Source organism: Synechococcus sp. Tobar12-5m-g (assembly GCF_024345415.1).
In the GTDB taxonomy this organism is placed as follows: Bacteria; Cyanobacteriota; Cyanobacteriia; order PCC-6307; family Cyanobiaceae; genus Regnicoccus.
On the sequence record NZ_JAGQBB010000041.1, the window covers coordinates 1 to 10,535 of the forward strand.

At 58.7% G+C, this 10,535-nt stretch carries 8 protein-coding genes and 1 pseudogene; 2 read left to right on the plus strand and 7 right to left on the minus strand.

What is annotated here, in order from left to right:
• Positions 1-222: 222 nt before the first annotated feature.
• From KBY66_RS15285 to KBY66_RS15795, 7 genes are all read right to left on the minus strand, one after another.
• Positions 223-1,173 carry an ABC transporter six-transmembrane domain-containing protein gene (locus KBY66_RS15285; protein ID WP_255090482.1) on the minus strand — a complete coding sequence of 317 codons (951 nt, stop codon included), beginning with the start codon at positions 1,171-1,173 and terminating at the stop codon, positions 223-225.
• A gap of 155 nt (positions 1,174-1,328) precedes the next feature.
• Positions 1,329-1,670 (minus strand): type II toxin-antitoxin system PemK/MazF family toxin, encoded by a 342-nt coding sequence (locus KBY66_RS15290; protein WP_255090483.1) that lies wholly within the window; start codon positions 1,668-1,670, stop codon positions 1,329-1,331.
• Positions 1,671-2,058: 388 nt separating this feature from the next.
• Entirely contained in the window at positions 2,059-2,271 is a 213-nt protein-coding gene (locus KBY66_RS15295) for a hypothetical protein (RefSeq protein WP_255090484.1), read from the minus strand.
• 1,587 nt (positions 2,272-3,858) lie between these two features.
• A complete protein-coding gene (locus tag KBY66_RS15300; protein WP_255090485.1) occupies positions 3,859-4,368 on the minus strand; it encodes a DUF421 domain-containing protein in 510 nt (169 codons plus the stop codon).
• Between the two features lie 223 nt (positions 4,369-4,591).
• Positions 4,592-5,410 (minus strand): hypothetical protein, encoded by an 819-nt coding sequence (locus KBY66_RS15305; protein ID WP_255090486.1) that lies wholly within the window; start codon positions 5,408-5,410, stop codon positions 4,592-4,594.
• 211 nt (positions 5,411-5,621) lie between these two features.
• Positions 5,622-7,058 carry a mechanosensitive ion channel family protein gene (locus KBY66_RS15310; protein WP_255090487.1) on the minus strand — a complete coding sequence of 479 codons (1,437 nt, stop codon included), beginning with the start codon at positions 7,056-7,058 and terminating at the stop codon, positions 5,622-5,624.
• 4 nt (positions 7,059-7,062) lie between these two features.
• Positions 7,063-9,213, minus strand: a complete 2,151-nt coding sequence (locus KBY66_RS15795; RefSeq protein ID WP_255090488.1) for an adenylate/guanylate cyclase domain-containing protein — start codon at positions 9,211-9,213, stop codon at positions 7,063-7,065.
• Between the two features lie 427 nt (positions 9,214-9,640).
• Here KBY66_RS15795 and KBY66_RS15320 point away from each other — a divergent pair.
• Positions 9,641-9,847, plus strand: a pseudogene (locus KBY66_RS15320) (ArdC family protein); the annotation flags it as partial.
• Positions 9,848-10,062: 215 nt separating this feature from the next.
• Complete coding sequence (locus tag KBY66_RS15325; protein WP_255090489.1) at positions 10,063-10,500, plus strand: MFS transporter; 438 nt, start codon at positions 10,063-10,065, stop codon at positions 10,498-10,500.
• The last annotated feature ends 35 nt before the right edge of the window (positions 10,501-10,535 follow it).

Sequence of the window (10,535 nt, forward strand, 5' to 3'; positions counted from 1 at the left end):
GATCTGTTGGCTCGTCAGTGGTGCCGGCATCACCAGGGCCATGCGCATCGGCCCCAGGGTCAGCAGCCCCGCTCCCAACCGGCCAACGAGCTTGTCGCCAACCGGTCAACCTGATTGTCGCCGGACACACGGCCCATGGGAAAGGAAGCAGGGCCCGATCATCTCAGCGTCAGCAGGTTGATCCGGGCACCCTGCTTGTCCTTGACCTGAATCAGTTGATCCTCAGCGGCCCAGCCGCGTCCGGATGTCCTGGAACCGGGAGACGTTGTTCACCAACGTCGGAGCGTGATCAAGGCCCTCCAGATAATCGAACACATAGGCGAGCACGGCATAGATCGCGCCCGCGCTGAATCCCGGCGAACGGGTGAAGTCGATCAGGATGACAACGAGCGCGACGATCGTGGCGAGCTCCGTCACGGACCATGTCCACGACTCACTGTCCGACAGCTGCACATGCCAGCGACGCACACGGCCGAAGTGGCGACGCAGGCGCAGCAGGCGCGCCGCCTCAATATCCTCGACCTCGCGCTCGATCTGGTCGTTGAGTCCGCGGTGCAACTGGCGCGCGCGGCGCCAGTACCAGGCGTTGACGAGCGCCATCGGGAGCAGCACCGCCATCGCGATGAATCCCGCCTCGAGGTCGAAGGTGAACAGCATCACCAGCGAACCAATCACGGTCACCACCTGGGAGAACATCGCCGGCACGTCAGCTTCGAAGAAACCGACCATGTCGCGCATCATCTCGACCCGCGCCGATACGATGCTCGTGCCGTGGCCGCGGCTGTTCTGATCAGCAACGGTTTGCACGGCAAGGCGGGCATAGAGCCCCATGAAGACCCGGGTGTCGTAGCGCTGCCGTACGAAGGACACGACAAGGTGCACGAGCCACACGGCGATCAGCGCCGAAAGGCCCTGGTAGCTTCGCTCCAGCAGCCCGTCAACCGCCAACCCGGTGAGCGCTGGATAGGCGAGCATGCAGAGGTTCTCCAGCAGGGTCAGGGTGTAGGTGCCGGCGATCGCCAGCCGTTCACCTCGAGAGAGCTCCGAAAGGATCGTCTGCGTCATCAGCCCGCCCCGTCGGTGGTCATGGGATGGCGCAAAGGGCAAGTAGTGGGCTTCAGGCAGGAAGTGCTGAATGTCTTGAATGGACCCGCTGTCCAGCAGCGGCGACACGCGCGTCAGACCAAATGGCTCTGATGGCATGGCTGGAAACTGACTCTAGGATTTGCAAGTGGATCAACGCTCCAGATCAGAAGCGGGCAGGGGTTTGTGCTGATGAGCATCAGCCCCTTGATCCCGTCTTCTGCATCTGGATGTTAGCCAGGCTACTACGCAGCAAACATTTCCTGTAAAACTTTCAGAACCTGAAGGAGGGTGGCGTCAGGCAGAACACCGAGTCGCTTCACCAACCGCTCTCGATCTACAGTACGTAGCTGATCAGGGATGATATGACCATTCTTGCCTTGAAGAGTACAAGCTATGCGGAATGGATAGGGATGTCCTCCGGTCGTAAGCGGCGCAACGATAAAGGTTCCCATATGGGTATTGAGTTCATCTGGTGACACGATTACACAAGGCCTTGTCTTTCTGATCTCTTGCCCTCGCGTTGGGTTCAAACAAACTAGGAAGATATCCCCTCGGGAAACGGCGATGTCAGTCACCACTCCCATTCCTCATCTTCGAATCTGGTAGCACTGCTTTCATCAAGGAGACCCTCTGTCGGAAGGGATGCTGCTGCCTCAGCCCACCCTGCCCGTGCCGCTGCTACGGGAGTGATCGTAAGAACACCTGGGGAAGCCTGGATTTCCACCTCATCCGTCAACCCAGCCTCCTCCAGCAGCGGCTTGGCAAGGCGAATGCCCCGCGAGTTTCCAATCCTGACCAGCTTCGCCCTCACAGCCCACCCCCATTCACAACGTGGCTACATTGTAGCCACGTCACCGGCTTTGGTGATGGTCTCTGCGGCTCTGGCTAAAACAGCAGGTCAGGAATGTGACTGGGTACCTGGGGTGGCGCCCGTTGGCGGGCGGGGTGGGGCAGATGGCTCGTGAGCTGTGCTCAGGCCGCCTTGGCGTTGGTCAGGCGCTGCCGCTGCCGCAGGGGGATCGGGCGTTGTCGCGGCTGGGCCCGCAGCAGTGTCACCTGACTGGAGGGCGAAAGCAACACATGGACCGTGCGCTGGTTGAGGTCGGTGTAGACGAACAGTTCGAGGCCGTCTGGATGAACTGAAAGCTCACGGATACTGCCATCCCGCAGCAGGAAACAGGGCATGATGTGTTGCCAGCAGAGGCCGAAACGATAGGACAATTCATCACAACGACAGCCTGTACCGTTGTCCATCTCGCAATAAGGAATGCTGATCGGAGACGGCCTAGGAACCATCATCAGAATGACGGCATTTGTGGGTTCGATCACATGGTGAAGGTCTGTCGTGGAACATCAACCAACCAGCTTGAGCGATCCCAAGGCCAAGGGTCCCTTCTGCCCCAGCCGTCTTGAGCTCGTTGAACGCAGCCCCTGGGCCAGCAAACGCTTGGGGCTGGCAGAGGTGGGGGCGCCAGGTGCCCCCAGCGGTCCTATGAGCAGGGTCATTGTCAGGAGATTCGGTTGAACGAGGGGCGTGCTGGGCAGCGGGGCTCGTCATCAACAGCCGAACCGCTGTGCAGCGCGCGCAGTTGCCCGTCTGGCTGGGCTTCGAGGGCTGAAACCTGCTAGCCCGGAGCTGAAAGTCGTGCCAGAATGTACCAAGCCGATCCTGGGCTCTGTGATGGCCCTGGGAACAACTGAGCGAGGGCTGAGTGCGGAGTCCCGGCTAGAATTTTAGCCGCAGAGTGCTTACTCGGTTGGCAGTGTTCTGGTGGATAGCACCACGGGGCAAACGCTCAGAATTGGTCACCGGTGAGCCTGCTGCTGCGGAAGAATCACAATCTGACAATCGCTAAGGAACGGCACCAACTGAGTTCTGAACCGAGATGGGAAAGGCGCTGAGCGCGCACCCACGTATGGGGCAACACCTAAGCATGAGCCTGGCGAGATGGACCCGACAGCACCGAACCCATAGGGTCGTGCGCCCTACTGGCAGTTGCGGAAGATGACGCGAATCGCCCTACCCTGGCCTGAATCGTCCCGGGAGGTACCGATTGATGAATGGCTTTACCTGGATCTGGAGGTTTTGCTACCCAGCAGCCATCGCAAGTTCTGCCTGAGTTGCCACTGGTTCTGTCACCAAGCCGAGCCCGATGGAATCCCGCTGCTCACTTGCCAGCTGCACCGGGGCTTGCTCGCCCATGGTGAGCACCTCACCCACCGATGTTCTGCCTGGACGAAGCATGACCACCTGGACGATCGGTGCTCCGAAATGCGCTGAACCGAGGCCGGGAGGTGACATTCTGGGGTGTTGGGTCGCTCAAAAACCTGTCCATCGTCCAGACTCTGCTCAGCCGGAACCACCGCAGGGCTGATCATCCCACCGCTCACATCATCATCTCAGAAGCGAGACCCAGCCGATATCGTGATCAGATGAGCATGGCCGCGTTTTTGCTTCCAAGCGGATGGCTCCTTGGGTGGGGTGTTGGTGGGTATTCTGATGCTCAGTCTTGATCCCGAGGAAGGAGCCTGGCAGTTGATCGACGCAGTTCCGGTTCTTCCTGGAATCATCGCTTCCGTGTAAGTTTTAGGATCTGCTTCGCCAACAATCAAGCTGGGTCCAGGATCTTCTGTGCCACTGGGGTGCCTTCACTGAGTCGTGCCATGTCGATCCGGGCCGTTCTCCTTTGCCCTGGCTGCTTGTCACACCCAGCTCAGCCCATCGCGGGCACATGGGTCGGAGGCTCACGGCTGATGTCGAAGGCAATGGAGTCAACGTGAATCAGCATCAGTGTTGACAGCCTGAGCAGAACCTCTGGGGTGGTTCCGCAGGACAGTGATGGATCCGTTGTTCTCTAGAATTGCCACGTGCACATCCTTGATGTAGACGCAGCCTGCAGCCCTGAGAGCTACGTCCAGTTCATGACGGGAGAGCTTGGCACGGGCCATAATATGTGGATACACCTTACCATTGTGAACCAGTATTTCCGGGTGTCCTTCAATATAGGCTTCAAGGCGTTTGCTACGACTGGTGGCAATCCCAACAAAGTGGTTGATTGTCACAAGTGTCACAGCAGAGATGAGCCCACCCACCAAGGAGTTATCGCCACCATTCATGGAGTTCTGCACAGCATTGGAGAGCACCAAAAGCAAAACCAGATCAAAAGTAGCGAGTTGGCCGACCTGCCTTTTCCCCGTTAGTCGCAGAATGACCAGCAGAAAGATGTAAACAACCGCACCGCGGAGCACAAATTCCCAGATCGGGATGGCAAGGGTCCACATGGGCAAACCAAGTTGGTAAATAGATTAATCTTAGGAGGCGTCCATGCTGGCGGATTCATTGTCAGGAGATTCCGGTGAAGGAAGTGCAGTGCAAGCTGGCCACCTGAAACCGATCGAATCTGCCGAACCCGGCACAGCAGAAGCAATCAGCCAACCCTTGTCAGCGGGGCCGCGGTGGGGTCAACCCGTTCCAGCACCGGATGAGCCCCAGGGATGCTGCTGGCTACGAGCGCGGACGCTCTTGGAACCCTTCCAGGGCGCGTTGCGTCTTGAGGTCGGCGGCGGCGCGCAGCAGCTGCTCGATGCTCTTAACGGAGCTGTCGTAATGGTTGACGATGTGCATGATCAGATGAATCGTGTCGTGCAGTTCATCACCCCTAAGGGTGTTCATCCCCAGGGCCCAGTTGTTGAATGCTTCCGATTTAGCCCGAGATTTCGGAAAGATCCGCCGCGAAAGCCTCTGCAGCTCCATCACAGGATCCCGGTGAGTCTCGACAATCGCCTGACGAACCAGATAACTCAGTTCCACCGACAATCCAATCACCGAAGGCATCGGCAAAGGGGGATTCAGCTTTGTGCTGGCCCAGGCTTCGCCACAGTAGAGCCCGAACCACCAACTGGCCAGGTCGGCGGACCTGTCGGTGGTGATCGGCACCGCGTAGGCCAGCAGAAAGGTGTCCTGGCTCGGATCAGGGGACGCCGTCACCACCTCGCTGGCCTTGCCCATGGTGACGCCCTGGTGCACCGTGGCCAGGGACCGGAACAGGCGCGACTGGATATCGATCGTGGCGCAACGCAGGATGTTGTCGATTTCGATCGCCGACGACTGCAGACGGTTCTGGCTGCTGATCTGAATCAGGCTGGAGAGTTGTTGGGGGCTCCAGCAGTTCATGTCCAGCCACTGGTGAAGGGTGCGACCAAAGGAACTGTTCAGCGGCCCTTCACCTGCCGCCTGTGGGCGGCGGAACAGCCGCTGCCTCAGGAGCTCCACCGGTGATGCGGGGGTGCGAAAACCGGTGGATCCGCTCGGGGACGGTCCCATGACCAAGGAATTTCTTATGAATATCCAACTAGTATGCACTCACTTAAAGCGCGAACATCAACCCAGTGGGCGGCAATGGATGGGGAGTGACGTCGTCTTCAGTGGGCAGCGCCACCCAAACCCATCCGACCTGACACCCATCGGAATCCCCACGGCACCTCGCCCCGGCGGGCTCGGCGCCAACAGACGGTCAGTGATTGGAAAGGGGAGTTCAGGTTTTGAGCCGGGTTGTCTCAATGGCCCGCCGGCGCAGTTCCATCAGTTCTCCCAGGTCTTGGGCCAGCTTGGGGGACTGCTCCATTGTTGCCTGGAGCGTCACGGTATCGATGAGGAGAACGCGGAGATGATCAACGGCCTGAATCACGCTGTCGCTGGTTTGATCCGACAGCAGGGAGGCCTTGACCCCGAAAAGCTCACCGACAGAGAGGACACCGACCAGGCGCGCCCCCCCCGGGAGGCCCTCCAGGATCAGGTTCACCTGGCCCTCGAGAATCAGGAACAGTCCAGGAAGGTTGGCGTGCTGGGTGAGCACGCGCTCCTGGGCCGCGTATTCGAGCACCACACTCTTCTCCACGATGTGCTCCAGGAGGGGAGTGCTCAGGCCGGCGAAGCATTGGTTCCTGTGAAGAACGCCCAGCTCCTCGGGTGCAAGCGGGCGGGTTTCATAGGGGGCGCCCTCCTGGGGAGGGAAGGGCATGGTGAAGGCCTTGCGTCGTGAGGCATACCAGATCCTGGTGTTGAAGGCCTCAACGGCCCGCAGGCCACTGGAGAAGTCGGGGCTGTAGAGACAAACCGTGTAGGAGATGGCGGTTTCTCCGTAGGAATCGAGGACGGCAGTGGGTTGTGGCGCCGCGAGCACCTCCTCGATCTCTTCGGCCACCTCCAGCAGGAGCTGCACCACCTTGCTGGGGGGGTCGTTGTAATCGAACGAGAAGCAGAGTCGGTTTCCTCGCAGTGCTGTGGGGCGGCTGAGGTTGGTGAAGGTACCCTTCGCCAGCTCAGCATTGGGAACCACCATCAGATCGATGTCGGCCGTCAGGATATGAACGGAACGCCAGTTGATCTCGATCACCTTGCCCTGAACCTCCCCCAGCCGAATCCGGTCACCGAGTTTGATGGGTTGCTCAAACAGCAGGGAGATGCCCGAGAACACGTTGCCAAGGCTGTCCTGCAGAGCAAGCCCAAGCACCAGGGAGCCAACCCCCAGGGCAGTGAGCAATCCGCCCAGATCGGCCCCCCACACCGTTGAGAACACGATTGCCGCTCCGATGCCCACGAGCACGAGGCGGCCGAGGTCCCGGAGCAGCTGCGGCACCTTGGCCTGCCAGCTGTCCTGCTGGGCCCCGGTGAACAGAATGACGTTGAGCAGGGTCAGCGCCGCGTAGATCACCGTGATCCACAGGAAGGTCTCGGTGAGGCGGACGAACACCTGCGAACGCTGCAGCCGCAGCACTTCGACCAGGATGATGAAGAGGGCCAGGGAGGGGAGCACCCATTGGCGCAGGATCTCCAGCGGAGCCGCCAGTTGGGCCTTGCGACGCTCCAGGCGCAGGATCAGTTCCCCCAGCAGGATCATCACCAGGGGGAAACCCAGCACCAATGCCAAGACCCAGCCCAGGGTGTTCGGCGGAAGGGCGGATTGGACCATGGCTTCAGCCCACCTCTGCCAGGGGAGCCCCGTCGGTGGCCGTCTCCTCCAGGGGTGTCACTTCCCAGATCGTGAGGGAGCCGATCTCATCGGCCTCAACCACCTTCACCTTCTCGAACCGGTAGAGCCCATTGAGGGAGTCATAGAGCGATCCGGTGGCCTGGATCACGTTCTGCTTCGGGGATTGGTGGATCTGCTTGGCGATGTTGATGGTATTGCCCCAGATTTCATAGTTGAATTTCGTCTTGCCAACCACCCCTGCTGAGACAGGACCCGAGTGGATTCCGATGTCTAGGCTGAGATCGAGGGTCTGGGACTGGCTGAAACGGCGGATGATCTTGAGCATCGCCAGGGCGAAGTCGACCGTTCGCTTGGCATGGTCGACCCGGGGCACCGACAGGCCGCAGATCGCCAGGTAGGTGGAGCCCATCGTCCGCATCTTCTCCACCCCGAAGCCTTCGGCGGCCTCATCGAAGGCATCGATCAGCTCATTGAGAACCACGAACGCCCGTTCTGAAGAGAGCTGGGCGGCGAGGGCATCGAAGCCTTCGACATTCGCGTAGAGCACCGTGACGTTGGGGAAGATGTCAGCCGTGTCCTCCTGGCCGCTCTTGAGGCGTGCGGCGGCCATGGGGGGCAGGATCGTCGCCAGCAGGCGATCGTTCTGGCTCACATGCTTCTGGATCTGAACCTCCTTCTCGTCCAGCGAGCTTGCCATTCGATTGAAGGAAGTCGTGAGTTCACCGAATTCATCATCGGAGCGAACCTCCACCTGGACCCCGCTTTTGCCGGCGGCGATCTCCTCCGTGCCGGCGATCAGCCGGCGGATCGGCCTGAGGAAGGAGCGCGACATCCGGATCGAGAACAGTGTGATCAAAGGAATCAGTATCGCGGTGGCGATCAGGAGCAACCGGCTGAGATCATTGACACCTTTGAAAATTTCCGCCTGATCCATCTTGGCGATCAGGGCCCAGTCGAAGTTGCCGAACTTGATGGGCTGGTAGGCCCCGAGAACGGGGACGCCGCGATAATCGGTGTAGCTGATCAGCCCGCTCCAGCCAGCCAGTGCCCGCTGGATCGCGGTGGTGGCAGCCCTCTGGATCAGGATCGGGGTGTCAGCGGTCTTGATCAGGGCCAGAGTGTCGTCCTTCACCCGTTGATCCTTGAGGGTCTTCAGGTAGGCGCTCTTATCTTCAATGAAGAAACGGGTGGCGGAGCGCAGCAGGTTGTCCGGGCCCACCAGGAAGCTTTCACCGGTTTTTCCCAGGCCCACCTCCTGCCACTTCCTGTTGGCATTCATGATCGCGTCGATCTTTTCGGAGCTCAACTGAATCACCAGGGCACCCACGAACTTGTCACCGTCGAAGATGGTCGTGGTCATGAAGGCCGAGGGCTTTCCGTAGCTGGGTTTGTACTGTTCGAAGTCGACCAGACCCACGAACTCTGGATCCCTTGACTGGCGGGCCATGTCCCAGGCTTTGGCGAGGGCAGTATCGGAGAATGGACCTGTGCGAAGGTTCGTGCCGAAATCGACTTCCTTGGAGACGTTGTAGAGCACAAAACCACTGTCGATGTCGATCAGGAAGATGTCGTAGTACTTGAATTCATCTGCGATCACCCGGAAGCGGGGGTGGAAGGATTCGTGGATGCGGCTGTAATCGCTGCCATCGCCGGGGTTGTTCAGCCTGGATCTGCGGTCTGGGGGAAGATTTTTGGCGGTGTACCAGTACTTGAGGTACTGGGGTGCTGGTGTTGGTGGAAAATAGGTGGCAAGCTTGGGATTGCCACCTATTTTCTTCTTTAAATTCGGCAAGAATTCGTTGCTATAGTTGCCTTTTAGAGTATTGAGTTGCTCAGGTGAAAGTTGGCTGGATTCGAGTTTCTCGATCGCCGGTTTGAAGGAATAGATCGCATCCACAACCATTTTCTGATAGCTCATTGTCAGGGTCTGGGCGCGGACGCCTTCGAAATAGCTCCTGATGGCCTCGGCGCGAGCATTACGCAGGCTGAGCAGTTGCTGGTTGGCGGCTTCCACCATCGAGTGGCGGGCGCTCACGTAGCTCAGCAAGCCGGTGAGGGTGATCGAAATCAGACTCACTCCCAGCACCAGAGCCAGCAGCTTGGACTGGATCCCGAGTTTGCTGAAGAAGGTCACGGAATCACCCCAACGCGCAGAGGATACCCCCAAATAGCTTGCGAGGTTGTACGCGGCCGGACGAACCATTCAACACAGCCAGGCAGATTCTGGCTTCTGCCCGCTATCAGGGCCAAGGCTCACGAGAACCAAGCCTTTGGATGGTTGGGGGTTAAGGAATCCCTAAGCCAATGACACCCATGTTGTTAATCTTTCAGGCGAGGGCGACCCCTGCAGGGTTGGCATGGCGATCCCATCAGGAGGTGGTGAACTGCCTCTGAGCAGGATCCAACACCGGCCAGGTTTCTCCATCTCCGGGTTCTTCTTGACGCTCGAGACTGATCTGCACGTGACTGCGAGCTTTCCTGACGGACGTTAAGATTCGCAGGCCGCAAGGCCAAAGGGTTTCAGGTGCCCCTGACCCGGGACCTCCTCCGGTGGTGGGCATCCCGTCAATTTGCTCTCGGGGCATCGCTACCGAGGGGCAAATCCGATTCTGCTGTGCCTGGGGATGCACCTCAGGGGGTCGGCACTGCCCTGCTGGCGTGGGTTTGGTGAAGCCCGAGCGCTGGGGTCTTTCCTTGAGCTGGCAGGCAAAGCGTCAGGGTCAAGGGTGCCGCAAGAACGCAGGTGTAAGTCCTTGATTGAGAGCTGACCGTTATGCTGCTTTCGCTACATGTGTGGCCATTATCCGTGGCGGCAATCCGCGATTGCCGCGTCCCCTGCCAGTTTTCGGCTTCCAACCGCTGAGACCATTTGCAGCGCAGTGGATTTGCCTTTTTCTGGAGTCCCTGACTACTTAACTCTTAAAGGTGGGTTAGTTCATTCTTAACTATTTAGCTGTAAGGTGATATCTACTTTTCAATTATCATGGTCGAATTTGTAAATTACCTTGAGCATGGGACTCTAGAGAAAAAATTACAGGATCACATTGATGAAACGCCCCCACGCCCCCTAAGCTCAACCCAATGGAGTATCTGGGGATTGGCTGCTGCCGGCAAGCTTTTTGAGGGTATGGTTGTATTCCTCACTGGTGTAGCGCTTCCTTTAATTGAGAAGGACTTAGGCTTGCCAGCCACACTTAGAGGGGCTGTTGGAGCTGCAACTCTTTTTGGAATCCTGATTGGCGCTTCATTGTTTGGTAATTTAGCGGATCGCTTAGGGCGGAAATTCGTCTTCGTTCTAGAGATGGCCTTATTTACTGGTTTTATAGGCTTAAGGAAGCTCTGGACAACACGTCCGCATAGCCAGTCGCGGTCCACCAATTGTTCGGATTGGACTATTTCAGCAGAGATCAGGCTGGAATGAGCCTGATCTCACCATGTTTGGGGACTGGCCCGCTT

Excerpts from the sequence above, each read along its gene's own strand:
- KBY66_RS15290 (WP_255090483.1), bottom strand. The coding sequence starts at position 1,670 with ATGGGAGTGGTGACTGACATCGCCGTTTCCCGAGGGGATATCTTCCTA.
- KBY66_RS15295 (WP_255090484.1), bottom strand. The coding sequence starts at position 2,271 with ATGCCCTGTTTCCTGCTGCGGGATGGCAGTATCCGTGAGCTTTCAGTT.
- KBY66_RS15300 (WP_255090485.1), bottom strand. The coding sequence starts at position 4,368 with ATGTGGACCCTTGCCATCCCGATCTGGGAATTTGTGCTCCGCGGTGCG.
- KBY66_RS15305 (WP_255090486.1), bottom strand. The coding sequence starts at position 5,410 with ATGGGACCGTCCCCGAGCGGATCCACCGGTTTTCGCACCCCCGCATCA.
- KBY66_RS15310 (WP_255090487.1), bottom strand. The coding sequence starts at position 7,058 with ATGGTCCAATCCGCCCTTCCGCCGAACACCCTGGGCTGGGTCTTGGCA.
- KBY66_RS15325 (WP_255090489.1), top strand. The coding sequence starts at position 10,063 with ATGGTCGAATTTGTAAATTACCTTGAGCATGGGACTCTAGAGAAAAAA.